Here is a 26,387-nt window from a genome sequence, read left to right as displayed (position 1 = left end):
ATTTAAAATAAGTCTAAACAATCTATTTTAAATTATTCTAAATAAACATGTTCTATTCGATGAAGTTTACACTCCATAGGAAGAGGAAAATCTTTTAGTATTGGCTTAGCGGTGAGTTATTAGCATAAAGAGGAGTGTCCGAGAACACTCCTCTTTACAGTTTATTCGATGTTAATTTTGAATACAAATGTAGCTTGCGCCGTTTTTCCTGGCTCATATTCGTAAACTAAGGCCTGTTTCACCGTATATTGGTTGCCTGGAGTCGAATGACCGGGATATTGTCCTATTGAAAAAGTAAAATTTGTGGCATTAAACTCCGAGAAAACTTTTGCGTCATTTCCCCAATTAATAACATTGCCGTTTGCATCGAACCAGTGTCCATAGCCATTGGCGGTCGTCGTCGCATTTAAATTTCCATTGCTCTCCACTGCATAGAATTTAACGCTACTTCCCATTAATTGTGTGATCTTGCCAGGTTGTAGTACAAAAGCTTGGGCAAGAGGAGTTACGTCTATCGAGACGGTCTTACCCGAGTAATTCACAGTATCTCTCGGAAAGCTTACATTATAGGTAAATGTAGTGTCCTTTGGTGTGGCATCCTCTTCTAGATCGATATGATTGATGAGTGTAGTGTTTGTAAACTTAACTTTATACGGCCACTGTTCATCATTGTTTTCGTCTTCATCCCAAGGATGTACTGCATAGGTACTAGGTGCTCCTGTTACAACAAACCATAGCTTTGCACAGTTTTCGGGAATGGTAAAATTCACTGTCTTATTAATACCCTGCTCCATGTTCCCATATACGCGGGCTCCATTAGCTAATAAAGCTACGTAACCGTACCGCCAACCTGCGCGCGAAGCGTCCACCGTATTATACCCTGTCGCATTAGGTAGACCCATGAACGCCGTTGATATTTGTGTTCCGGCAGCGGGTACCTTCAGTGGTATGATATTATAACCGGATGTGCCTGGGCAATGGTCATAAGCAACTTGAAAACTGCCATCGGCAAGTTCATTAAAATTGAAGCTATGAGCTCCAATGTAATTTTTTCCGTTTTCCCGCAAAGCATCTAAGTCCCATGTGGCAAATTTTGCTGCTGCGTCATATAATTCATCGTTTAATTGCGCATTGGAAATACCGGTTATCCGCATATAAGCTTGTATCGGGTCTTCCGGCTGTTGTGCTTCACGCCAGATTCTCCCAATGATGTCAATGCCATGCTTATTTGCCCAATAGTAATGGATGAAATAACTTGCATAACGTTGCCATTCATGATGAATATGCCGATGATAGTTTTGCGTGTAAACGGTGAAATTGTGTGAAGAGAACGCTTCCAACGGATAGCTTTGATAGGCTTGCCATTGCGCGGTCTGTTCCCAAAAACCGTTTCCTCCATTGCCACCAAAACCATATCGGAAACCCGAACCACCGCCTAAATCGCAATGAACCTGATACTGAAAACTATGCCCTATTTCATGAGCGATGGTGGAACCAACGGGTTGTGAGGTGCCCGGACTTATCCAGAGCGCGCCGATTACGTCATCGTAACCGGAACCTGTTGCTAACCATTCGTCTTGGTAATAAAGGAAAATCATCATCTTATATTTGTCGAGATTCGATTTACCCTTACCACGCTCAGCAAATTTTAATACATTGATATTTAAATCATAAAAAGATTCAGCTTTAGTTAGCAAATCATCGATATTGACCCGATATTTAGAGGGAATATCGGTTGAATTTGGATCGTTATCTCCATATTTTGCTCCCCAAAAGACAATGAAGTGTTCTGATTGCCTGCTACGAGGATAACACCAGGTGCTCGTCGTATCATTGAAGTCCATATGTTGGAATTCTTGCGGAATATAAATTGCTAAACTATCGACCTCCTCTCCGGGAACCGGATGAAAAGGATTTTTCTTACATGAAAGAACAGTGGCGAGCATAAGAAGGCAAATGAAAAATGGAACTAGCATAGCTAATCGAAAGTGCCCCACCTTCTCTGAAATGTTGATTTTTTTCATAAATAATAATAAAACTTACGTTAAACTTTGATTTTAATACTTTGGCCAATGTTGATTCTTCCATCCTTGTAGCTTGTGAAGGAAGAAGGATAAAAAGGGGTCATGAACTGTTGTGCGTTGCTCATTAATTTAGTGTTACATAATAATAATCACTACTGTTTCGGATTCTGTAGTGCTTGCCTTAGTTTGAACTTAATTTATAATTGGGTATGAGCTCAGTTTATAAATGTTTTGTTGACATTTATTTGCGTTGTACGAAATTAATGACTTGCTGGCAGTTAAAACTAAAAGTATTTTAACCAATAGTAACCATTTATTTGCCAGCTATCTATTTTCGTTTCTATCGAACGTTGGTAGAAAAATAAAATAACTGTTTTAAAGACATTTATTGTTAAAAAAAGACAATAGTCTGTTAATATCTGGATGGTTGTCCATTCGCTAAGACCTTAACTTTGGTTTTTACAGTGTAAAAAGGCCTAAATAGTTGGTTTATGTTTGTTTAATTGATGTGGAAAGCCATCTCTATGGGCAAGAGATGGCTCTTCCTTATTTTTAGAATATAATGGATAAAAAAGAGATTTTTGTTTTCTTTCTACTTCTTTGTTCGCTTAGTGGATTTACGCAAGCGCCAAGGCAGAACTCGCCAAGGACTGGAAATCCCATCATACCGGGTTATTTCGCTGATCCAACTATAAAGAAATGGGGTGATACTTATTATATTTATGCCACGACGGATGGGAACGGCTTCGGATTGGGGCCATCTCAAGTATGGAAATCCAAAGATTTTGTGAACTGGTATATGGAGCCGATGAATTGGCCGAATACACCGATTTATTGGGCGCCGGATGTGAATAAAGCAAGTGATGGCAATTATTATATGTATTATAGCCAACCTTGCGAACTATATGGAGCCTCATCGAATTCGCCAACGGGCCCATGGACTCCGCTATTACCGGGAACCGAGGCAGTGATCCCGAATTATCTTGTACCCAATGTGATTACTTTAGACGGCCAAACCTTTCGGGATGATGATGGTAAAATGTATATGTTTTGGGGTACCTGGGGAATTTATCCGAATAGTGGTTGTGGCATGGGGTTGTTGAATGCCGATATGAAATCTTTTGCGAAAACGGGGATCATTCCAAATACCATTGCAAAAGACTTTTTTGAAGCACCTTTTATGTTTAAGCGAAATGGAATTTATTATTTAATGTACAGCGCTGAACATTGTGAAGATGCAAGTTATAAGGTCCATTATGTAACGAGCAAAGAGGGACCCATGGGCCCTTTTGTATATGGCAAAAACAGTCCGGTATTAGTTACTAATGAAGACGGTACCGTACATGGTCCCGGGCATAACAGTGTATTGCAGGAAGGCGATAATTTTTACATCGTTTACCACCGACATAACAATCCACACAGTGGAGGTGGTTTTCACCGACAAATAGCCGTAGATAAGCTTGAGTTCGACGAAGAGGGAAGTATAAAAAAAGTTGTGCCTACACATCAAGGTATCGGCGCGTTGGCAAAAAATACCATTCAAGCCATAAATTTAGCATTTGGTAAACAGATAAGTGCTTCTTCTGTGTATAGCGATGATTTTAGAGCTGACTATGCGGCCGACGATAATAATGGGACGCTCTGGAAAGCCGCCGATAATATGCATGAAGCATGGTGGCAAGTGGATTTAGGAAAAGAAGAATGTATACGGAGCGTCTTAACTCAGTTTGAATACGCTACGTGGTACTATCAATACCTGATGGAATATTCTAACGATGGGCAGCGTTGGAAAGTTTTTGCAGACCGCACCCAAAATACGCAATGGGGTAGCCCGATGAAAGATTACGGCGATGTAAAAGCCCGTTATTTTCGAATCACCATAAAAAACACTCAGTTATCTGGACTTAATAGGGCTATCTGGAACGTAAAGATATTTAGCGAACCTCGTATTGCTTATGAAGAAGGAAAACTGTCGACACCGCAAGCTCCGGTTGGAAAGCAAGAAAGTCTGGGTCTGCTGGTCGACCTAGAGGCAGAAAAATATGCCCTACATACTGCAGATAAAAAGGTGGCTAACAAAGGTGTGTTAGGCGGCCTTTTTCGGGTAAAAAACGGAAGCTACACGATTGATTTGGTGCAGGGAAGAAAAGCTTTTGTTTTTGACGGACAAAGTTATTGGCAATCTGAAATGGCGCTCCCTCCAACCGTAGGAGGAAACAGTAGTTTCACCATCAGCGCATGGATAAATAATCCAAACATCGCGAAAGAAGAACCAATTATTCAATGGGCATCTGGCGGGAGGGACTTGACAAATGCATCATTGGGCTATGGATCCGATCCGGCCGTCGGGGGAATAGTACATGGGGGGTGGGCTAATTTGGCTTTCAAGGATATCCCAAGTCCTAACAAATGGCATCACGTGGTGCTTGTTTTTGATGGTACGGAAGAGCGATTATATGTCAATGGCAAGTTAGAGAATCGCGGTAACCGCATGCTTTTTCTGGAAAGATCTGCCGATATATTAATTGGAACAGACAGACGTTTACAGCACTTCTTCAGTGGCGCCATTGCTTCGCTAAAAATGTACGACTATGCTTTAACGACGCAAGAGATTGAAAAATTACGGATTAGCGCTAAAAAGAGCGCGTATGTTGGATCGTTTGAAGCGAAAGATTTAGTGTTTGGAAAAGTGAAGACTTGGATAAATAAAGGCTATGGTAAATCAGGAATAGAGCTTCAAAATCAGGACGCTGAACTACTCGCTTACAAAGGGCAAATGGCGGTATACATAAAGAACGGGAGGGACGCGTTGCTTCCTTATTTAAAATCGACGCTTGATAGCTTGGCTTATTATAGCCTTGTTTTGGTATACGCAGATGGTAAACGGAAGACGAAGGACACTTGGACACTAACTGCCCTCGTGAAACAGCGCGATGGGCTCTATTATTACCATTCGGATAAATGGGAAAAACGAAATGAGCTGAATGCGGAACTCATAAAAATGATTCCCTCAAAAGGCATTTATCTAAAATCGCTTCATTTATTGAATGAGGCTAAAGATGAAAACGAGTTAAAGCGCTGGGCAGATTCCGTGCTGAATCTAAAGCCGGACGAGCAGATTAATCCAACATATACGATTCATCCAAAATGGGTATCGGAGGAACTGGCTTTTATGGAGGTAGACACTTCACTGGCGAATCGGGGTTATCAATTTAGTTTTCAAAATATAAATAACGACAGTACAAGTACAATATGGCAATCGGCTACACACTATCTTGCACAAGATTTGAGTAAAAGAGAAAAGCGAGCTTTTCGGTTTTTTGTAAAAAACCGTTACGGCTTTGTATGGAGTTCACAACAAATTTCGCTAAAGGATGTCGAAAAAAACCGATTTACTAGTATGCGAGAGGGCTTAGACCTCGCAAAGGATTTTGCCGGCCAGTATAATTGGGATGGTATGGAAGGAGGTTCGGCCGATAGCTTAACGATGCGGCAAGGCCAAGGCGTTGTTGAACTGGCTTCGGCAAAAACAGCTTGGGACGGTAGTAGTAATCGAGGGCCCTTTTTATATAAAAATGTATCCGGTAACTTTTTGATGCAACTAAAAGTGAACGATTTGTCCGGTCTACAGCAACGCAAGCCATTGGGCCCAAATGAAGTGGGTTTGATGGTTCGTTATGTGAATGAAGAAAATGAACAGTTATTGCAAAATGGGGTGATGCTTGGTTGGGGAATAGGCAATATTGTAACGGACCTAGACCATAGGAGAAAACAACAGCATAATAATACCGGTTTCGACTTCTATCCTTATCTGCAAATTCAGCGAGAAGGTAGGTTAATCTTTGTTCGGGGAAGTAAAGATGGTAAAATATGGGTTGATTTTCCAGGAAGCCCGTATGTTAAGCCAAAATGGCTTGATAAAGTGCTGCAAGTAGGTCCATATCAAGCTAGTTATTCAGAAAAATATGGTTATGGACGTCTGTCTGATTTTAATTTGTATGAATTTCACTAGTTGTTGCTAATAATACACTTTTTCATCTGTTTTATTGTGGATGGTAGTTGGTTGTTGGTGTAAAATAACTAATAAAATAGCTTTTTTTTGATTTTATGTTAATATTCGGTTTGTTGTAGTTAATTTTTGATAATAATTCGAGGGGTTTATGTAATAGTTTTGTTAAAGTCCAGAAAAAAATAGGTAATAGCAACAAAACCAACACGAATTAATCATGAAAATCAACTATTTAATTGCCTTCATCGTAAGCTTATGGGCTTTTTTAGATGTGCAGGCGCAAACCAAGACATTAAAAGGAGCGGTAGTAGACCAATCCAAGACCCCTATCCCAGGGGTGTCTATTAAATTATCCGGAACTGCGCAAGGCACTTCCACCGATGTAAATGGGGTCTTTACCATCGATTACCGGCCGGGAGCTGTTTTGAAAATTACAGCGCTAGGCTATCGGACGCAAGAGATCACCCTTACTGCGCAATCGGTTTTAAACATTACACTTGAAGAGGATAATCAAACCTTGAATGAAGTAGTTGTAACAGCTTTAGGAATAAAAAGAGAGAAAAGGCAGTTAACCTATAGCACGCAGGAGGTTTCAGGGGCAGATATTGCCAAAACAAAAGAACCGAACCCACTTAATGCATTAACAGGAAGAGTTTCGGGTGTACAGATTACTTCTTCTTCCGGGCAACCGGGAAGCTCCTCGCGTATTGTCATTCGTGGTACGAGTTCATTAACCGGAAATAACGAGGCCTTGATCGTGGTCGATGGGGTTCCTATAAATAATGATCAAACGGCTACAAATGGTAATGGAAGTGGTATCAGTCGTTTCTCAGATATCGATCCGGCCATCATTGAAAGCATTAATGTGCTGAAAGGATCGGCCGCTTCGGCCCTATATGGATCAAGTGCCGCACGTGGTGTAGTTATCGTTACTACCAAAAATGGTAATAAAGAGCAGAAGCCAAGTTTTAATTTTAGCACACAATTTTCGCTTGATAAGGCAATTTATCCACAAGTACAATCGGTTTACGCACAAGGCGATCGCGGAGTGTATTGGAATGGAGTGGATAACGATCAGAAAACAAGCTTGGTTTGGGGCCCCCGCTTGGATACGTTGATGGTAGACGGTAAACCGGTACGTAATGTGAATCCAATGGATGCGTTTTTCCAAACAGGCAAGACCTATACAAATACATTAAGCGTACAAGGGGGAACAGATAAATCTAATTATTTTATGTCTTATTCCTACCTGGATCAGGAAGGTACAATACCAACTACGAACTATAAAAGACATGCGGCCTTTGCTAAATTCAGCAATAAGATCTATGATAATTTTACAGCCACTTTCCAGTTCAATTATGTCGCTACAACGGCGCATAGAACCCCGGAGGGTTACGGTTTAGAAGCACCCTTATGGACCGTGTATACGGCTCCTTTTTCCTGGGACCCTTTGCCTGCTACCAATGACGATGGTACACAACGTGTTTTCCGCTACTCCCGCAATAACCCTTACTGGTCTTTAGAAAATGTATATAATGATGTGCGTGGAAATCGTTTTATCCCAATCGCTACTTTTAATTATACGCCTACAGACTGGTTAACCATTACAGAACGCTTAGGGGCAGATATATACTCCGAGCAATCCAAATACCATGAAGCTCCTAGTATACCGGTGGGAACTACCGGCGTCTTACGCGACCGCAATAATAACTATCGGCAATTCAACCACGATTTGATCGCCGAGGCGCGTAAACAGATAGGAGAAGATCTAGAGGTAAGTATGTTGCTGGGCAATAATGTGTTCGCCACATATGATCAGCTCTATCAATTGGAAGGAACAGGAGGATTTACTGTTGATGATTTTGACAATATCAGTAATACCGAAAATCAGATAAGTACGGAAAATTATAGACGCTTCCGTCGCGTATCTTTTTACGCACAACCCACGGTTGATTACAAAAAAATGTTAACGCTTTCGCTTACGGGACGGATGGAACAAAGTTCCGTGTTTGATAAAGCAAACCGAACCTATTATTATGGATCGGTGTCGGGAGGTTTTGTGTTTTCCGAACTTTTAAAAGAACAAACTCCCTGGCTAAGCTTTGGTAAGTTGCGTGCTTCTTACTCAAAGGTGGGTAATGATAATGTACGTGCATACGCCACTTCGACAGTATACAACACGGCAACTAATTTTCCCTTTAACGGTGTGCCGGGATTTTTAATCAGTGGCGACTTAGGTAACACGAACCTGAAGAATGAAACAACCACCGAGCTTGAAATCGGTCTGGAAACCCAGTTTCTAAAAAATCGCATCGGCTTGGAGTTTAATTATTTTGATCGAGACCATACAGACCTCCTATCGTATATTACCTTAGCGAATTCTACCGGCTATCGCAATTCCTATATCAATGCCGGGAGTATGTATAACAGGGGAATTGAGGCTTTGTTAAATGTAACACCGGTTAAAAGTGAAGATTTTTCCTGGGACTTCACCTTCAACTTCACCAAAATAAAAAACAGGGTAACGGAACTTTATGGCGGTGCCGATCAAGTGCAGATTGGACAGACTTTTGCATTTACCGGTGACCCTTATGGCACGTTCTACGCTCCGGGCTATAGTTACAACGAGGCTGGGCAAAAATTAATAGATGATACCGGCTTACCTGTTATTGGACCGTCCCAAAAAATAGGGAATATTCAACCCGATTGGTTGGCAGGCTTAAACAACAGCTTTACCTATAAAAATTTGAATTTGAGCTTTTTCTTCGATATGCGAAAGGGAGGGGATATTATGAACTCGGATGATCGTTATGGGTTCTTTTATGGCACACCGAAGGCAACCGAGAATCGTGAAGACCGCATAGTGGAAGGAGTGAACATAAATACAGGCCAACCAAATACGGTTACCGTGTCGGCTCAGGATTACTATCAGCGACTGAATGCGATCTATGAAGCGGCTGTGCAGGATGGTACCTATGTAAAACTGCGTAATGTAAACTTAACCTACAATTTTCCTGAAAAATGGATCAAGAAAACACCTTTCCAACGGGCTTCATTAACAGCAACCGGACGGAATTTGTGGATATATGCCCCACATTTTACGGGTTCTGATCCCGAGGTAAATAGTTATGGATCCGGGAACGATGCTTTGGGTTTGTACGGAAATTCTGCCCCAACTTCCAGATCGTATAATTTCACTCTATCCCTTACCTTTTAATTGATTAGAAAGATGAAAAAGTCAATTTCTTATATCATACTCGTTGCATCATGCTTGTTTTCCAGCTGTGAGAAATTTTTGGATGTCAATGAAAATCCGAATGAACCTTCATCGGTACAGGAATCATTGTTATTGCCTGCTATCGAATATAATTTGGTGCACAATGTGGTTGCTGGCTGGGCATCTATTGATGCGGCTCATTTTATGCAGCTGATTGCTTTGAATCAGGCACCACCCAATGTAGGCACTTATTTGTTAAATCCGGCGGATTTGAATGATACCTGGCGTTATACCTATACGGATTGTTTGGAGAATCTTAAATTGATGAAAGAACAGGCGGACGAGAAAGGTAATACCATTTATAGCGGAATAGCCAGTGTTTTAACTGCATATACCCTTGCGTATGCTACCGATATGTGGGGGGATGTCCCCTATTCGCAAGCATTAAATGCTACGGAAACTTTTACACCCGCATATGATAGTCAAGAAATGATCTACAATACGATTCAGAGCTTGTTGGATGAGGGTATTGCCAGTTTACAGACAGCTGGTGGAACACTACCGGGCAACAGGGATTTTTTCTACCAAGGAAATACCACGCAATGGATTAAGGCAGCTTATACCCTAAAGGCCCGTTATTATATGCACCTTACAAAAGCGCCAAATCATACCGCAACTGCGCAGGCTCAATTAGCGTTGAGCGCCTTAGAAAATGGTATGCAAAGTAATGCAGACGATTTGCGTTTAGTGTACGATGGTACAGCGGGCAAAGAGAATAGGTGGTACAGAAATTTTCTGCCCGTTGAGACTATTATTTTATCGTCAAAAACCGTTGATTCATTGGTAAGTCGAAATGATCCGAGAATAACACAACTGATTACCCGCTCAAAGCAGAATAATACCTATTTAGGTCGTGTTATTGGCTCATCTGGTATTGGCTCGCTGGAATCTTATTCTTTAGGCGGCTCATTTTACGCAAGTGCTAATTCGCCGTTAAACCTCATTAATTATCGGGAAGCATTACTGTTGAAAGCGGAAGCTACTTTAATCTTATCAGGAGCAGAGGCAGCAGCACCCATATATCAGCAGGCTATTGAAGCAGATATGGCCCATACTGGTGTTTCGTCTAGCACCGCAATCGCAGCCTATTTAGCAAGCAGAGGAAATATCAATGCTGACAATGCTTTGTCATACATTATGGAAGAGAAAGCCATTGTCAATTTTCTGTCGCCGGAAATTTTCAACGATTGGCGTAGAACGGGTTATCCGGCAATAGATAAAGTGCAAAACGCAGTTTCTGATATTCCACGGAAAATGCTATACCCATTAAATGAGTTAACCAATAATCCGCAACCACAGCATAATGGCGATGCGCTCACGAAGCGTGTTTGGTGGGATGCTCAATAAGTTGTCATTTTTTAGCGTCAAATCTTTGATTTGGCGCTTTTTATTTGAACCAAATGGAAAGAAAATCATTTTTATCAATTGGGCTTATATTACTGTTTGTTAATGCGTCATCCGTTAAAGCGCAAATTTCCACAGAAGGGTATGTACCCTGTCAGGAGATTCCTTATTTGATGAAACAGTTTGAAGCGGATGAAGCAGCCATTTATCGCTTTTATTCTCCCTCAGAAAATGCCCCCCGTTACCGAATGGCAAAGGGCTTGGGATCGCCTGATCGGCAAGCACGATTAAGGGTGTTGAATGAGCAATACCTTAATCAACTGAAGAATGTAGATTTCGATCGATTACCGCAGGAGTGTAAAGTCGATTATTTATTATTTACAAGAGACTTAAAAGAGAAGCAAAATCAATTGGAAAAGCTTACACAGCAGATGGAACAGCTGAAAGGTCTATTTCCCTTCGCAGATAGCATTTTTACATTAGAGCGTTCACGTAGGCGCGGAAATTCACTCGATGCGGCCCGGGTTGCTTCCACTTTTTCGCATATAGCGAAAGCGATTCCTCTGCTTATGAAGAACTTGAGTGATATGCATTTAGAACCCGAACAAATTAGAGCAGCAGGAGAAGAAGCGGATTTGTTGCGGAGGACGGCAGCAAGTATTTTCCAGTTCTATGATGGTTTTGATCCGGCATTTTCGTGGTGGGTGCCCGAGGCATATCATCGTGCTGATAGCATGCTTGTACGTTATGCCGGTGTTTTTCAAAAGAAGCAACAACCAAACAAGATGGGTATTTATACACGCACCCCTATTGGTAGAGAGGAGCTGATGCGACTGCTTCAGCACGAGTTTATTAACTATAGTCCTGACGAACTTTTGGCAATTGCTCATCGGGAGATGGCTTGGTGCCAGGAGGAAATGCTAAAGGCATCTGCAGCATTAGGCTTTGGTAATGATTGGAAAGCTGCTTTGGAAAAAGTGAAAGCAAGTGCTGTACCCGTTGGACAACAACCTGCCGTAATCCGTAAGTTGTATGATGAATCGGTAGATTTCCTTAAAAAAAATGACTTAATTACGATTCCTGAACTTGCCGAGGAAACCTGGGGAATGATTATGATGTCGCCCGAACGTCAAAAGTCAAATGCCTTTTTCACGGGTGGGTGGGAAATTAGTATAACTTACCCAACCAATACAATGGATTTTGGCTTGGCAAGAATGCGCATGCTTGGCAACAATCCTTATTTTTCCCGGGCAACGGTACACCACGAATTAATAGCAGGGCATAATTTAGAATTTTTTATGAATGCCCGTTACCGAACCTATCGGAATTTTGATACACCCTTTTGGATGGAAGGATGGGCTTTATATTGGGAAATGCTGCTGTGGGATAAAGGTTTTGCGCGGACACCGGAAGAACGAATCGGTATGTTATTTTGGCGTAAGTATCGATGTGCTCGGATCATCTTCCAGCTTAACTTTCACTTGGGCAAATGGTCGGCAGAACAATGCGCTGATTTTCTAGTAGACGAAGTTGGACATGAACGGGCCAACGTGGAGAGCGAGCTAAATTGGCCTTTATCAAGGGATAGTCAGGCCTTTCCGCTTTACCAGGTATCTTATTATATCGGCGGATTACAGTTCTATGCGCTCCAGCGAGAAGTCTTGAAATCACACAAGTATACCTTAAAGGAATTTCACGATACCGTGCTCAAATTGAATGCGATGCCGGTGGAGATGATTCGAGCTATCTTGCTTGAAAAGCCTTTAACAAGGGAAAGCAAAACGGTATGGAAATTCTACCAGCACTAAATTAGACGTAAAAAGGCCGTTTTATATTGTAAAACGGCCTTTTTAGGTTGCGAACAGCTAAATTTATTCAATCAATATACCGATATAATAGTTATAAGTATCCACTTCGATATTGTCTTTGTTGGCTCCGGGTAAAGTGACTTCTTTCCAACTTCTGTCTACTTCTATAAATTGATAATCACTGTCCTTTTTACGTATCTTCACCGGCATGGTGAAATCTGCCACATCGGAAATCCAACGTGCGTAGGTCTTACCTTCTTTGAAGCGAAACTCCAGGGTAGGAATGTTCGTGTGTTTAACGTATTGTTCAAAGACAGTGCTTAGGTCGCGAACGGCATGTTGACTGATATAATTGACTACATCTTCGTAATTAACGGTTTGATGATAAAATGTTTTGTTCAATCCTCTTAATATCTGCCGCCATTTCTCGTCGTCATTTATAATGGTACGAATCATATTCAGCAATACACCGCCTTTTGGATACATATCACCTGAACCTTCTTGATTTACTCCATAGGGACCCTGCACCGGACTATCGTTTCGGATACCACTCCGGATTCCATGCACATAAGCTTGTCCCGCCTCTTTTCCATAGTTATAGTCGACAAATAGCGCCTCTGAATAATTGGTAAAACTTTCATGTATCCACATGTCCGCGAGGTCCTTCGAAGTGATGTTGTTTCCAAACCATTCATGCCCACTTTCATGAACAATAATGAAATCCCATTTCATGCCCCAACCGGTATCTGATGCATCGCGGCCGCGATAACCATTGGCGTAGCCATTACCATAAGTAACAGCGCTTTGATGCTCCATGCCGGTGTAAGGTACATCCACGAGCTTATAACTGTCCTCGTAAAAAGGATATGGACCGAACCAGTGTTCAAAAGCCTTCAACATAGGAATTACATTAAGCGGGAAGAACTTTTTAGCTTTCGCTTCGTTTTCTCTCAAAACCCAATAGTTTAAATCCAGAGGGCCCTTTTCTCCCTGATAAGTATCTTTAAAGTTGACATAGTCGCCAATGTTAACTGAAACACTGTAATTGTTGATCGGGTTGCGTACAAACCAATCGAATTGGGTGTAGCCGTCTTTACGGTTTGTTTTCTTGATGAGGCGGCCGTTGGAAACATCCGTCAACCCTTTTGGAACGCTCACACTGATTAGCATGCTGTCTACTTCATCCGCTTGATGATCTTTATTAGGCCACCAAACGCTGGCCCCTAGTCCCTGGCAGGCAGTCGCCACCCAAGGTTTACCATTGCTATCCTGAGAGAAAACAAAGCCACCGTCCCATGGAGCTCGTTTAGCAACCTGCGGATTGCCTGAATAAAACACTTGCATTGAATCGACCGAGCCGCGTTTAATATTAGCCGGGAAGTTTACAAATACGGCATTGTAATTACGCGTAAAAGGCATCTCCTGACCATGATAAATGACCTTTTCTACTTTTAAATTGGCAAACAGATCAAACTGTAGCCTGTCGAAGTCCATAGTGGCTTCAAATTTAAAAAGGTTGCTTCCGCTGATGAATTTGTTATCGATATCAACCTTTACGTCTAAGTGATAATACTTGATGTCATAACAAGTACGTAAAGGAGTTAATGTCCCTCTTAGCGAATCTGCCTTTGTAAAGACCGGTTGATCTTTTACCAGTAATTGGGCGGAAGTTACGATAGGCAATAATCCTAATCCAAGGACGTATCCTAATTTTTTATATAGTGTTTTAATCATGATAAAAGTAGTTTTTATTTGTAAGGCCAACGGTAGCCTACAACTTAAAACTTATAACCTAGAACGTACAGCCCACTATCTCCCTCCTGGAGGGCAGTATTGTTTTAAATAATTCGTGTACAAACGCGACAAGTGCGCAGACGTGCCCTCACCTTCCGATATCGAATGGCTGCGGTTCGGATATGACATCAATTGAAACTGTTTATTGTGTTTGACCAACTCATTGATGAGCATTTCAGCATTCTGATAATGTACGTTATCATCGCCTGTGCCGTGAATATATAATAAGTTACCTCGCAAGTTTTTAGCATGCGTAATCGGTGAGCCTTTTACATAATCTGCCTGGCTTTCAGGCGGAACGCCCATGTAGCGTTCTTGATAAATATTGTCGTACATGAGTTGGTTCCCCACAGCGGCTACTGCGATGCCTGTTTTATAAATTTCAGGATATTGAAACAATAAATTCAACGTAGAGGAACCTCCGCCGCTCCATCCCCATACGGCCACGCGAGATGAATCTACAAAATTCCATTTTAAGATTTCTTTAGCCGCCATAGCTTGGTCTCGAATGTTGATAGCACCGATGTTGCGATAAATTGCTTTTCTCCAATCTCTACCTTTAGGTGCGGGAGCCCCACGATTTTCTACGGAAATATAGATGTAACCATCATCTGCCATGCTGCCTTCATATAAACGGTTGAATCCCGCGCCGTAGGTGTCGGTAACGGTTTGTCCGGCTGGTTCGCCATATACGTAAAAAACAACAGGATACCTTTTTGTTGAATCGAACTGGCTTGGCTTAACCATCCAACCATCCATCTCTATGCCGTCTATTGTCGTAACTTTGAAAAATTCGGGCTTAGGCGTGCCTTGAGGTAGACTCCGACGAACCGTTGCGGCCAATCTTTCTTGATGATTTGGCAAACTGACAATTTCTCCTGTAAAATATGTCGTGCTGCTGCTAAATTCATGTTCAGCCAGTTTTCCATTTGGTGAAATACGGTAACTATGGGTGCCCGCTTGATCTGTTGGAGATAGTTGAGTCGCTTTACCGCCCTTTATACTTATTTGATACAGATATTTTTGTGTGGCATTTGCCGGTGAGGCACTGAAGTAGATTTTTTCATTACGTTGATCAATTAAATCTATCCCAATAACATCGTAATCTCCTTTGGTAAGTAAGGCTTCCTTACCGGTCATATCTATTTTATAAATATGTCGCCAACCATCTTTTTCGCTTACCCATAAAAAAGCCTTGCCATCATCGATCCACTCCCAGCCTGTGGGATCGTCATCATTCCAACGCGATTTAATGTCTATCCAAGCTTGATCCTGCTCCGTATAGATAGTTTTAGTTTTGCCATCTTCAATTGAGCAAAGCATGATATGGCTTTCCTGTTGTTTACGGTCTAACTGTTGGAGAATAAGTGATTGGCCATCCGGGGTCCATTCCATGCGAGGGATGTAATGCTGTACGGGATCGCCGGGAATGTCCATTTTTTTGTTTTCTTTGGTTTTTACATCGACCACATAAATGAAGCAAGCACTCGGATTTTGTCCCGCTTTGGGATATTCTACCGGGATAGTAAATGAATAAGTGGAGTCTGTTGTGTTCAACATCAGGTAATTGCGAATACTTCTGGCGTCAATTTTCCAATAGGCGATATGTTTGCCGTCGCTTGACCACCGGAATCCATCCCGACAGCCGAATTCTTCTTCATAGGCCCAGTCAAAAGTTCCGTTAATGATGCGGTCGGTCCCATCTTCCGTAAGTTGGCTAATATGATTTGAAGCCAAATCCTCTATATACACGTTGTGCTTGCTGACATAAGCAACGCTCGTACCATCAGGGGATAACTTCGCAAACATTAAGGAAGAAGCAGGAAGCCCTTTGCCCAGTTGAGTTAGCTTTTTGTTGTTAACATCGTAAATCCAATAATCGCCACGTGTATGATAGCGCCAAACCCGTTTTGTATTGGTAAACAACAAGACTTTCCGGCGATCGGCAGAAATACTAAACTGTTTAACTTTCAATGGTGCGCTACTGTCTTGTGGCGTGAGCGCGGAGCCATCTAAAAAAACGACCGGATGATTGGGATCTAATAACTTAACCTCCAAAACCTGCCCGTCCGAAATTTCATAATATCCGTTACCATCCGGCGTCCATTGTGTTTTTACGCCAGGTTGTGCAAATAAAAAATTAATGGAAAATAAGTTGCTTACAATGAAGCAGATCCATAGTAGGTGGTTTACATGTCTCATGTGTTATATAGCAATTGTTTTTTTAAATAACCGAGTTGTCTTTTCCGTGTTTAAAATTAAGGCGTGGGTTCGCTTTACTAACTGCCTCTTAGTTCCTCTATCTCATCAACGGTTTTGGCTAAATAATTTCCTAAGCGTTGGCTACCTGATGAGGTTACCAAATAGTTGTCCTCAATACGGACTCCACCAAAATCAAGGTAGTGCTCTACTGCTTGGTAATTAATAAAGTCTGCTAGCTTATTAGCTGCTTTCCAACGGGCAAATAACTCAGGTATGAAATAAATACCGGGTTCAACGGTCAATACATAGCCTGCTTCCAGTGCTTTGCCTAAACGTAACGATTTTAAACCAAAAGTAGAGGTGTCTTTTTTTAATGTATCGGTATAGCCAACGTATTGTTCTCCTAAATCTTCCATATCATGCACATCAAGTCCCATCATATGACCCGTACCGCATTGGAAGAACAGTGTATGAGCGCCTGCTGACACCGCCTCGGCTGTATCACCCTTAACCAACCCAATTTCTTTTAATCCATTAAATAGTACGGTGCAAGCCTCCAGATGCACGTCAAGGAAACGCACTTGAGGGGCCACCATCGCAGAAGCCTGGTTAAAGGCTTTCAATACAATATTGTAAATTTCTTTCTGCTTCGTACTGAATTGCAGATCGACAGGGAAAGTTCGTGTTAAATCACCCGCATAACCCATAGCAGTCTCCGCTCCGGAATCGTTCAAGACTAATTGCCCTTTTTTTAGGGTGTTATGCTGCTTATGGTTATGTAGTATTTCGCCATGAACAGATAGAATAGTTGGATAAGCTAATCTGCCGCCACCATTTTGAGCGATTTCCTGGATGGCATTGGCAATCTGCAACTCTTTCATTCCTTCTTTGGCCATCTTCATTGCATGAACGTGCATATCCACCGAAGTATTCACAGCTGATTCGATCTGGGTAATTTCTTCTTTACTTTTGATCGATCTTTGAGCGACTACCGCTTTGATGAAGGGCACGGAAGCTTTTTTTTCCTGTTCAAGAGGGGGGATGCCTAATAAATGTAAGAGCTTAATTTTATTGGTAGGCTGATAGGGGGGGAGATAACGGATGTTGCGGTTTTTTTTTAATGCATGCTGTAAATAATCTTGTAAATCCTTGGTGGGAAGGACAATACTTAAACCGCTTTTTTCACATTTTTCCCGCAAGGTTTCTTGTCGTCCCATCCATATAATTTCGTCGATCGTGAGCTCGTCTCCAAACAATATTTCTTTATTTTCATCTAAATCGATGACAGCTGCGAGCTTGGGTTCCTGAATACCATAGTAATACAAAAACGAACTATCTTGTCTGAAAGGAAAAGCGTTATCCGCGTAATTCATAGGCTGTTCATCATTTCCTAGGAATAGAAGCAGTCCTTCTGAAAATTGATTTTTAAGTTGATTTCTTCGCTGAATATAAATCGATTTTTCGAACATATCTGTATGTAATAGCTGATGGTTTTAACAAAGGTCTTATCTTTTTTGATAATAAAAAGTAATGATGCGCTTTTTTGACAAAGATCGCCCCATATAACGTCAAATTTAAAGCGTATTACCCATCAGCTGTTGATTATACGCCGGTAAAAATCGCAATTTATTTTGGGGATGGCTCTCCCTTTTTTCTCTTATATTATTCATATTTTAACTAGTTGTTTAGATTCCGGCTGTCAGTCATGCCGTTAGCTAACAAGATCCGTTGTTGCTTCTAGGCAAATAATCCGGAGCTAGTTCGAATACGCGTCAATTAACGAATAATAACCGTATTTTAACCTATTTTGTGATAACTCTTGGATTTATGGGTTAAAAATTGGTAAATTCACGTTACCTAATACACCAAACCAACGATGAAGACACTACAATTCACCATTCCAGTAGCGCATGATCGGACTGTTATTGTTCAGGAAGATTGTATGCCGCACTTCTATCCTCATTTACATCGACATCATGAAGCCCAACTCATGTGGATCCTAGAAGGAAAAGGTACGTTGATTGCTGACAATAGCATGCATCCCTTTCAAGAGAACGACATTTTCTTGCTCGGCGCCAATCAATCGCATGTTTTTAAAAGTAATGCGGAGTACTTTGACGAGGCTCATCCGAAGCAGGTCCGCTCGATTTCCGTGTTCTTCGATCCAAACGGAAAGTTGGCTTCCTTGTTTAACTTGCCGGAGCTTTATATGCTTCAAAGCTTTGTGAAGGATTACGAAAGAGGCTTTAAAGTGCCGAATGAGTATTTTAAAGAAGTGTCAAGGCGCGTATTGCGCTTAAAGGAAGCCAGTCAAATGGATCAGCTTATGCACTTCTTTTATTTGTTGCGTACGTTATGCCATGTATCAAAGCAAGTAAATGCGTTATCGGGCGGTAAAAACTCCTCGATTTCTGAAAATGAAGGTATCCGTATTGGTTCTATTTACAATTACATAGCCCAAAACTTCACGAAGCCAATCACCTTGGAGGAAGTTGCCGATCAGGCAAATTTAACTCCTCAAGCTTTTTGCCGATATTTTAAAAAGCACACAGGAAATACTTTTGTCGCATTTTTAAACGAAATGCGTGTACACGAGGCTTGTAAAAAATTAACACACCATAAATGTGAAAGTATATCCGGCGTTGCCTATAACTGTGGATTCAATAGTATTACGAACTTTAATAGGGTGTTTAAAAGTGTAATTGGTAATTCGCCAAAAGAATACATGGTGAATTTTCAGCGAAACGTACAGTAGAGATACATTCTTTGATTTGGCTATTTACGCGAGGCAAAGTGCCTTGCTAAAAAAGTTAAAATATGCGCATGATTGATTAATACATGGATGGATACCTTTAAATGTTCGTTTTACTTTTGAAAAAAAATAAGAACTATAATGAGTAAAGAACTTTGGAAAGGAATTTATCCTGCATTATTAACTCCATTTAAAGAAAGTGGAGAGATCGATTTTGATATGTTCGGTAAGAATCTGACTGCCCAACTTGAAGGGGGCGTACATGGTTTGATTTTAGCGGGCTCATTAGGTGAAGCCAGTACGTTAACTACACAGGAAAAATACGATTTATTGACATATACCGTTAACTTTGTAACGGGTAAAGACGTTCCTGTTATTTTGGGTATTGCGGAACAAGCTACCGCTGAAGCGATCAAAATCGCCCGGAAAGCAGAGGAATTAGGTGCAGATGGATTGATGGTATTGCCACCTATGCGCTATAAGGCAGATGATAGAGAAACAGTAATTTTTTTCACAACGATAGCGAACAGTACAAGTCTTCCTATCATGGTTTACAACAACCCTGTTGACTATGGTAATCTGGTAACGTTGGATATGTTTGAACAGCTGGCTATTGTACCCAATATCCAGGCCGTTAAGGAGTCTACGCGCGATTTGACCAATATCACCCGTATGATCAATCGATTTGGCGGCCGTTTTAAGATTTTAGGTGGAGTTGATACCATTACTACAGAAGCTTTACTAATGGGAGCGGATGGGATTGTGGCCGGCTTAGTGGACGCTTATCCAAAAGAAACGGTTGCGATCTATGATTATGTAAAAGCGGGTAAAATAGAAAAAGCATTAGCTATATTCCGTTGGTTTTTGCCTTTACTAGAGTTAGATATCCATGCCAAACTAGTTCAATACATCAAATTAGCGGCAACGAGTGAGGGTATTAGTAATGAAACCGTGCGTGCACCTCGCTTACCGTTAGTAGGTGAAGAACGCGAACGTATATTGAAAGTTATTGCCGATAGTAAGGTGAATAGGCCAAACTTGGAAACAAAGGGTTCCGGTAGCCTAGTTTAATTATTGAAAGGAAATAGAATGTACACAGAAACACCACAGGAACAAGTCAAGGAATTACTGCACAAGGCAGAAGAAGCATTTCAATACCTAAAAGGAAGAAGCGCAATCGATAGAGCAGGTTTAATGTATGCGATTGCAGCCAAAATAGAGGGATTGGGGACTGAATTGATCGCAACAGCAATGGAAGAGAGCCACCTTCCCGAGGCTCGTCTGATCGGAGAGAAAGCCCGGACTGTCTTTCAATGGAGAAGCTATGCCGATCATATAAAAGAGGGCCTATGTTTTGAAGCAAGAATTGATACAGCGATTCCAGACAGAACACCACCGAAGCCGGATTTGCGTAAAATCAAGGTTGGGGTTGGTCCGGTAGTTGTTTTTGGTGCAAGTAATTTCCCCTTTGCTTTTTCGACCGCCGGTGGAGACACGGCGAGCGCTATCGCAGCGGGTTGCCCGGTAATTCTTAAAGCACATCCGGGACATCCCAAGACTTCAGCATTAATGGCGGAGGCTATTTTCGGCGCGATAAAAGAAGAGGGATGGCATGATGGAATTTTTTCCCACATATACGGTAATTCAAACGAGTCGGGGGCTTATCTTGTTCAACATCCTATAGTCAAATCGGTTGCGTTTACGGGCTCTTATGGAGGAGGGAAAGCGTTATTTGATTTGGCTAATCAACGAAAGGAGCCCATACCGGTATTCGCTGAGATGGGTAGTGTAAACCCAGTCTTTGCGCTGCCGGAAAAAATGGCGACTGATCCGCGAGGTTTAGCGAACCAGTATTTAAGTTCGCTAACGCTCGGTGTGGGTCAATTTTGTACCAATCCAGGTGTACTCATCGCTGTCAAGGGGAAAGATCTTGAGACATTTAAAGAAGTTCTCCGCCAAGAAGTTTTAAGTTGCCCTCCAGCGAACATGCTTCATGCAGGTATTGCTAAAGCTTACCATGCCAATAGCGAACGCATGTTAACGGAATCCACCATTCGCGTAATAGGCAAAGCAGAACAAATCGCTGCAGAAGGCCAAGGAGCTGCGCTGCTTGTTGAAACCGATGCGAAAAGCGTTGTAGAAAATGACGCTTTACTTGAAGAGGTGTTTGGTCCTTTCGGATTAATCGTGGCGTGCGAGAGCGAAGAGGAAATGCTGAATATTGCCGATCATATAAAAGGACAGCTAACAATTACTGTGGCTGCCACCGAGGCGGATGCCGTCAGACATAGTAAATTAATAAGTCTTTTACAGGATAAGTGTGGGCGATTGTTGTTTAACGGTATGCCTACCGGCGTAGAGGTATGTATAGCTATGCAGCATGGAGGGCCTTTTCCGGCAACGACAGATGCACGGTTCACCTCCGTTGGATCAGATGCTGTGCAGCGTTTTCTACGTCCCATCTCTTTTCAAAATTGGCCGAACGCACTATTGCCTGATGCCTTGAAAAATGAAAATCCCCTAGGTATTTATCGTACTGTAAATAACGTATTGACGAAGGACGCTTCTGCGTTGTAAGTTATAAATTTTAAGGAAGGTAGTGGGGCTTTTCAAGCGAATAAAATTAATAGCTAAAATATTTAATTTAACAGCAGCTAATAGCTAAAGGCTAATTGCTACAACAATGAAAAAAACTTTTTTCTGTATAGACGCCCATACCTGTGGCTGCCCGGTACGGCTCGTTGCAGGCGGCGGCCCACTGTTGGAGGGGAATTCCATGATGGAGCGACGTTTGCACTTCATGAAAGAATACGATTGGATTCGGAAGGGGCTGATGTTTGAGCCACGGGGCCATGATATGATGAGTGGAAGTATATTGTATCCACCTTGCGATCCGGCGAATGATATCGGCGTACTATATATAGAAACCAGTGGCTGTTTGCCCATGTGTGGACATGGCACAATCGGGACGGTTACTATTGCTATTGAAGAGGGCTTGGTTGAACCCAAGACACCGGGTAAATTACGTCTCGAAACACCGGCAGGTCTGGTCTTAATTGATTACAAACAAGAAGGTAAACGGGTTAAGTCCGTTAAATTGACGAATGTTAAATCGTTCTTATACGCGGAAGGACTTGAAGTAGTTTGCCCTGATTTAGGGATGATACGTGTTGATGTTTCCTTTGGAGGTAATTTCTATGGTATCATTGATCCACAGGAAAATTTCGAGGACATCAACCGGTTTTCTGCCAGCCAACTCATTTACTACGGTAAAGTAATTCGAAAGCTATTAAATGAAAAGTATCAGTTTATTCATCCGGAGAACAGTAATATTTCGGGTCTAAGCCATATACAATGGACAGGGAGTGTTTTGGATCCTTCGTCGACTGGGCGAAATGCAGTACTTGTAGGAGAGAATGCATTAGATAGGTCTCCATGTGGCACCGGCACTTCTGCACGAATGGCTCAATGGTACGCCAAGGGCAAGCTGAAAAAAGGAGATCGGTTTATTCACGAAAGTTATATCGGGTCAAAATTTCTTGGTACGATCGAGGAAGAGGCGACGATAAATGGAAAACCGGCTATTATACCCGGTGTAGAGGGCTGGGCTTTAATTACAGGATATAATCATATCATCATTGATGATGAGGACCCTTATGCTTTCGGTTTTCAGGTGATTTAAATTCAAAAGTAAAAAGTAAAAATTCAAAAGTAAAAAAGTCTGTTATGCGTTTCAGTTTGGTTCTTGGTAAATTCAAAAAGCCGAGAACGGACAAAGAAAGCTGACAACTAGTATGCTAACACATGGATAAAGAAAATAAGGGGAGTGTTCTGATTATTGGAGGAGGTATTGCTGGATTATGTTCAGCCTATTATCTGTTAAAAGATGGTTGGAAAGTTACGCTTCTAGACAGCGGTGATTTAAAAGACAACTGTTCTTATGGTAACGCCGGAATGCTGGTTCCCAGTCACTTTACACCACTCGCGGCTCCAGGTATTGTGGCGCAGGGAATCAAGTGGATGTTTAACAGCAAGAGCCCATTTTATGTAAAACCGAGTTTGAGTGCTAATCTTATCTCTTGGGGGTTAAAGTTCATTAAACACGCGAATGCTACCCATGTTAACCGTTCTGCACCAAGTATTCGCGACCTAAATCTCCTGAGCAGTAACTTATACGACGAAATGGTGAAAACGGATGAATTCTCCTTTGAATTAGCACATAAAGGAATTCTCATGCTATATAAAACAGAGAAAATGGCAGAGGAAGAAATCCATTTGGCTGAAACGGCGAAAGCACTGGGTTTGGACGTAGAGGCTTTGTCGAAAGAGCAAGTACAATTGTTGGAACCAAATAATAAGCTTGATGTATTGGGCGCGGTACACTATCGTTGCGATGGTCATTTATATCCACAAGCGCTAATGGCGCAGCTTATTGCTTTTGTGAGACAAAAGGGTGCAGTGATACATGAGCACACTACGGTAACGGGTTTTGAATCCGGTATGGGAAAATTGCAGGCCGTTATTGCCGGAAACAAGAAGTTCAGTGCCGATAAATTTGTGATGACCGGAGGCGCTTGGTTGCCGGCAATTGCAAAAAAGGCGGGACTTCGGATTCCGTTAATGCCGGGAAAGGGTTACTCGTTTATGTATAAACCTCAGGAGCATACGTTATCGCATCCATCATTGTTACTCGAAGCGAGGGTGGCCGTAACTCCCATGCATGGTCATATTCGCTTCGGAGGAACCATGGAATTGGCCGCTTTGAACGAAGATATTAACATGAACCGCGTACAGGGCATCGTTGAAGCTATTCCCCGCTACTATCCCGAATTAAAAGTGGCTATGCCGGAGCGAAAAGACGTTTGGTTCGGTTTCCGACCTTGTTCGCCCGATGGCTTGCCATACCTTGGGTACACTAAACAGTTAAAGAACTTGATTATAGCCGGAGGGGGTGGAATGATGGGACTTAGTTTAGGGCCTGCCTATGGAAAGGTCGTCTGCGAATTGGCAAATGAGCTGCCAAGTTCATCTGATATATCGCTATTTTCACCCGAACGTTTTGCTTAATTAGCCGTAAACTCACTGGCCCCGTCAGCAAATATTTGAATAGAACTTAATAATCAAATGATCAAAAGAAGCCTGCCTTACTAAGCACAGGCTTTTTTTGATCCTTGTAAGCAATTATTTCGCATTTTTCTTTTCCGTTACTTCATTACGGATGTCTTGAGCTAACGCTTTAGTTTGTTGTAATGCGCCTCTTAATCTTGTGCCAGCGGCCTTATTTCCTTTTTCGTAGAATGCAAGAGCGTCTTTTTCAGCTTGAGCAATAAGTTCTTTCAGTTTAGAGAATTTTTCCATAATACTTATAAATTTTTATGGGTTTATAAAATTAAGTTAATGATTTTGCTAAACTACGTTTTTTTATTAAAATGCAATAGGCTTTTTAAATTTTATTTGCCCCCTAACGCATTTCTCAGTGCAGTTACTTCTGCACTCGTATGTTTTGCTCCCGAAAACAGTTTCTGTGTGTCCGAATTAGCCCCGTAATAATTACTATTGGCTGTTTTATCAAAAGCTATATTAGAACCATTAATACTGATGCCGGCAAAAAGCCCCTTACTTCTCGAATAGGAATAAACTTCTGCGTCCAGTTTATAATCTGTATTGGCGCTCGTACTTCGGCCTACAGGACCTGCCGCAGCCGAAAGATCGCCACCAATGGTAAAGTCTCCGTTCTTAGCATTTGTTAAAGCTTCTTTATGCTTAAATAAAAGCACTAAATCTACTGCTTGCACCCCTGCTTGAAATCCAATACTACCACCGGTAATCGTTACAAATACCGGATCACTCCATTCTCCGGAAGCAAGTTTTACCATTGCAACACCCTTTCCTCGTTTTCCACCTATACCAAATCCTGCGTTGATCATTTTTGGGATAATGACGATTCCCTTTGAGTCTTCCAGCATGGATGCGGGTATACTTTCTTTCATGTTTGTGAAGTCTTCAAAGACACTTGCTGCTTTTTGAATCCGTTCAGCTTCTTTATCTACGATATATGACGAGCTCAGCACGCATATTAGGGCCAATAAAATTGGGGCCGCTATCCATTTTCTAATTATCTTCATACGCTTTATTAACGGTTTACCAATTAAAATAGTGTGCGCTAACTGCTATGGGTTATAAATTTTAAGTTCTATGGGTTTGAGCTTAAAACCTACAACTTATCTTGAAAGGTGGATGCGCTTATATTCCAGTGGAGTAACGCCTTTTTGTTTTTTGAAATGCCGATAGAAATTAGATACATTGTTAAATCCACATTCGAAGCAAATGACTTCCGTTGGTAAAATATTCTCGATCAATAAACGGCAAGCGTGGCTAATCCGAATCTCAATTAGAAAATCGTAATAGCTTTTTCTGGTCATCATTTTGAAGTAGCGACAAAAAGAAGTTACGCTAAGGTTGCTGATCGCCGCGATTTCTTTCAATGTTATCTCCGATTTATAATTACTAAAGGTGTAGGTATAGACTTTATTCAACCGAATGGTGTCGGCTTCATTGGGCGAAGTGAAGGCATGGTATTTATTCGTTATAAGCCTATACTCATCGCTTTCCGCTAATGTTTTTAAAATAGATAACAATAGAATAATACGTTCCAAATTTTCAGCAGTAGCACAATCATGCATTAGCTGTGCAACTTTTTTCTGCGTTTCTCCGTAAAATATCATTCCGCTCTTGGCTTTTTCGTACAATTTTGGAATAAGGTAGGCTTCCGGTATATTAATCCAATCCTTGCCCAGACAATCCGGCAAAAACTGCATAACGATGGCTTCAATATTAAAATTCGGATCTTGTTGAAAATACTCTTCTCGACAGCGCCAGGCATGAGGTAGGTTTTCGCCTAATAAAATAATTTCACCCGAAGAAAAATTGTCTATGTGATCACCAATAAACCGTACACCCTCCCCTTTAATATTGTAGTGCAACTCCAATTCGGGATGGTAATGCCAAACATTACCAAAGTTCGGCATGATATCATGATTGATGCTAAAGGAACTCTCTGATTTTACAGGAACTTTTTTTAAACGAGGTTTCATTGCGTACTTTTTTAACGAGTATCTTATAATATCCGACCAATCTATCACCACTTTATGTCATATGATAACTCGATCCTTAAAGG

16 protein-coding genes are annotated in these 26,387 nt (G+C 41.5%); 9 read left to right on the top strand and 7 right to left on the bottom strand.

Features of this window, described 5'->3' with window-relative positions:
- Positions 1-161: 161 nt before the first annotated feature.
- Positions 162-2,024 carry a DUF4859 domain-containing protein gene (locus ACH11B_RS05270; protein WP_130854834.1) on the bottom strand — a complete coding sequence of 621 codons (1,863 nt, stop codon included), beginning with the start codon at positions 2,022-2,024 and terminating at the stop codon, positions 162-164.
- Between the two features lie 562 nt (positions 2,025-2,586).
- On the opposite strand from ACH11B_RS05270, the gene ACH11B_RS05265 reads away from it, so the two are divergent.
- From ACH11B_RS05265 to ACH11B_RS05250, 4 genes are all read left to right on the top strand, one after another.
- Positions 2,587-6,036, top strand: a complete 3,450-nt coding sequence (locus ACH11B_RS05265) for a family 43 glycosylhydrolase (RefSeq protein ID WP_377612015.1) — start codon at positions 2,587-2,589, stop codon at positions 6,034-6,036.
- A gap of 214 nt (positions 6,037-6,250) precedes the next feature.
- Positions 6,251-9,250 (top strand): SusC/RagA family TonB-linked outer membrane protein, encoded by a 3,000-nt coding sequence (locus ACH11B_RS05260; protein WP_130854836.1) that lies wholly within the window; start codon positions 6,251-6,253, stop codon positions 9,248-9,250.
- A 12-nt stretch (positions 9,251-9,262) separates the two neighbouring features.
- A complete protein-coding gene (locus tag ACH11B_RS05255) occupies positions 9,263-10,657 on the top strand; it encodes a SusD/RagB family nutrient-binding outer membrane lipoprotein (RefSeq protein ID WP_377612012.1) in 1,395 nt (464 codons plus the stop codon).
- Between the two features lie 53 nt (positions 10,658-10,710).
- On the top strand, positions 10,711-12,462 hold the full coding sequence (locus ACH11B_RS05250) for a DUF885 family protein (RefSeq protein WP_130854838.1): 1,752 nt from the start codon (positions 10,711-10,713) through the stop codon (positions 12,460-12,462).
- A gap of 63 nt (positions 12,463-12,525) precedes the next feature.
- Here the strand turns inward: ACH11B_RS05250 and ACH11B_RS05245 are convergent, their stop codons facing one another.
- The 3 genes from ACH11B_RS05245 to ACH11B_RS05235 all read right to left on the bottom strand — a co-directional run bounded on the left by ACH11B_RS05245 (position 12,526) and on the right by ACH11B_RS05235 (position 17,927).
- Positions 12,526-14,196, bottom strand: coding sequence for a M1 family metallopeptidase (locus ACH11B_RS05245; protein ID WP_377612010.1), 1,671 nt, complete (start codon positions 14,194-14,196; stop codon positions 12,526-12,528).
- Between the two features lie 75 nt (positions 14,197-14,271).
- Entirely contained in the window at positions 14,272-16,458 is a 2,187-nt protein-coding gene (locus ACH11B_RS05240; RefSeq protein WP_377612008.1) for a S9 family peptidase, read from the bottom strand.
- A gap of 77 nt (positions 16,459-16,535) precedes the next feature.
- On the bottom strand, positions 16,536-17,927 hold the full coding sequence (locus ACH11B_RS05235; protein ID WP_377612006.1) for an aminopeptidase P family protein: 1,392 nt from the start codon (positions 17,925-17,927) through the stop codon (positions 16,536-16,538).
- A 407-nt stretch (positions 17,928-18,334) separates the two neighbouring features.
- On the opposite strand from ACH11B_RS05235, the gene ACH11B_RS05230 reads away from it, so the two are divergent.
- The 5 genes from ACH11B_RS05230 (at position 18,335) to ACH11B_RS05210 (ending at position 24,277) form a co-directional block, all read left to right on the top strand.
- The gene (locus ACH11B_RS05230; RefSeq protein ID WP_013664291.1) at positions 18,335-19,213 is read left to right on the top strand and encodes an AraC family transcriptional regulator; all 879 of its coding nucleotides are present in this window, start codon (positions 18,335-18,337) and stop codon (positions 19,211-19,213) included.
- 138 nt (positions 19,214-19,351) lie between these two features.
- Positions 19,352-20,281 (top strand): dihydrodipicolinate synthase family protein, encoded by a 930-nt coding sequence (locus tag ACH11B_RS05225; RefSeq protein ID WP_377612004.1) that lies wholly within the window; start codon positions 19,352-19,354, stop codon positions 20,279-20,281.
- Positions 20,282-20,299: 18 nt separating this feature from the next.
- Positions 20,300-21,787, top strand: a complete 1,488-nt coding sequence (locus tag ACH11B_RS05220) for an aldehyde dehydrogenase (NADP(+)) (RefSeq protein WP_377612002.1) — start codon at positions 20,300-20,302, stop codon at positions 21,785-21,787.
- Positions 21,788-21,893: 106 nt separating this feature from the next.
- The gene (locus ACH11B_RS05215; protein ID WP_149105110.1) at positions 21,894-22,892 is read left to right on the top strand and encodes a 4-hydroxyproline epimerase; all 999 of its coding nucleotides are present in this window, start codon (positions 21,894-21,896) and stop codon (positions 22,890-22,892) included.
- A 122-nt stretch (positions 22,893-23,014) separates the two neighbouring features.
- The gene (locus tag ACH11B_RS05210; protein ID WP_130854845.1) at positions 23,015-24,277 is read left to right on the top strand and encodes an FAD-binding oxidoreductase; all 1,263 of its coding nucleotides are present in this window, start codon (positions 23,015-23,017) and stop codon (positions 24,275-24,277) included.
- A gap of 114 nt (positions 24,278-24,391) precedes the next feature.
- On the opposite strand, the gene ACH11B_RS05205 is transcribed toward ACH11B_RS05210, so the two are convergent.
- From ACH11B_RS05205 to ACH11B_RS05195, 3 genes are all read right to left on the bottom strand, one after another.
- Positions 24,392-24,568, bottom strand: a complete 177-nt coding sequence (locus tag ACH11B_RS05205; RefSeq protein ID WP_013664286.1) for a hypothetical protein — start codon at positions 24,566-24,568, stop codon at positions 24,392-24,394.
- 92 nt (positions 24,569-24,660) lie between these two features.
- Complete coding sequence (locus ACH11B_RS05200; RefSeq protein WP_130854846.1) at positions 24,661-25,335, bottom strand: lipid-binding SYLF domain-containing protein; 675 nt, start codon at positions 25,333-25,335, stop codon at positions 24,661-24,663.
- 96 nt (positions 25,336-25,431) lie between these two features.
- A complete protein-coding gene (locus ACH11B_RS05195; protein ID WP_013664284.1) occupies positions 25,432-26,304 on the bottom strand; it encodes an AraC family transcriptional regulator in 873 nt (290 codons plus the stop codon).
- Positions 26,305-26,387 lie beyond the last annotated feature (83 nt).

The organism is Olivibacter sp. EAT-5 (assembly GCF_044784325.1).
Lineage (GTDB): Bacteria > Bacteroidota > Bacteroidia > Sphingobacteriales > Sphingobacteriaceae > Olivibacter > Olivibacter oleidegradans.
The sequence above is the reverse complement of the archived record's forward strand: the minus strand, read 5'-3'. Positions and strand labels throughout refer to the sequence as shown.

Excerpts from the sequence above, each read along its gene's own strand:
- ACH11B_RS05255 (WP_377612012.1), top strand. The coding sequence starts at position 9,263 with ATGAAAAAGTCAATTTCTTATATCATACTCGTTGCATCATGCTTGTTT.
- ACH11B_RS05260 (WP_130854836.1), top strand. The coding sequence starts at position 6,251 with ATGAAAATCAACTATTTAATTGCCTTCATCGTAAGCTTATGGGCTTTT.
- ACH11B_RS05235 (WP_377612006.1), bottom strand. The coding sequence starts at position 17,927 with ATGTTCGAAAAATCGATTTATATTCAGCGAAGAAATCAACTTAAAAAT.
- ACH11B_RS05240 (WP_377612008.1), bottom strand. The coding sequence starts at position 16,458 with ATGAGACATGTAAACCACCTACTATGGATCTGCTTCATTGTAAGCAAC.
- ACH11B_RS05270 (WP_130854834.1), bottom strand. The coding sequence starts at position 2,024 with ATGAAAAAAATCAACATTTCAGAGAAGGTGGGGCACTTTCGATTAGCT.
- ACH11B_RS05265 (WP_377612015.1), top strand. The coding sequence starts at position 2,587 with ATGGATAAAAAAGAGATTTTTGTTTTCTTTCTACTTCTTTGTTCGCTT.
- ACH11B_RS05220 (WP_377612002.1), top strand. The coding sequence starts at position 20,300 with ATGTACACAGAAACACCACAGGAACAAGTCAAGGAATTACTGCACAAG.
- ACH11B_RS05210 (WP_130854845.1), top strand. The coding sequence starts at position 23,015 with ATGGATAAAGAAAATAAGGGGAGTGTTCTGATTATTGGAGGAGGTATT.
- ACH11B_RS05245 (WP_377612010.1), bottom strand. The coding sequence starts at position 14,196 with ATGATTAAAACACTATATAAAAAATTAGGATACGTCCTTGGATTAGGA.
- ACH11B_RS05205 (WP_013664286.1), bottom strand. The coding sequence starts at position 24,568 with ATGGAAAAATTCTCTAAACTGAAAGAACTTATTGCTCAAGCTGAAAAA.
- ACH11B_RS05225 (WP_377612004.1), top strand. The coding sequence starts at position 19,352 with ATGAGTAAAGAACTTTGGAAAGGAATTTATCCTGCATTATTAACTCCA.
- ACH11B_RS05215 (WP_149105110.1), top strand. The coding sequence starts at position 21,894 with ATGAAAAAAACTTTTTTCTGTATAGACGCCCATACCTGTGGCTGCCCG.
- ACH11B_RS05230 (WP_013664291.1), top strand. The coding sequence starts at position 18,335 with ATGAAGACACTACAATTCACCATTCCAGTAGCGCATGATCGGACTGTT.
- ACH11B_RS05250 (WP_130854838.1), top strand. The coding sequence starts at position 10,711 with ATGGAAAGAAAATCATTTTTATCAATTGGGCTTATATTACTGTTTGTT.
- ACH11B_RS05195 (WP_013664284.1), bottom strand. The coding sequence starts at position 26,304 with ATGAAACCTCGTTTAAAAAAAGTTCCTGTAAAATCAGAGAGTTCCTTT.
- ACH11B_RS05200 (WP_130854846.1), bottom strand. The coding sequence starts at position 25,335 with ATGAAGATAATTAGAAAATGGATAGCGGCCCCAATTTTATTGGCCCTA.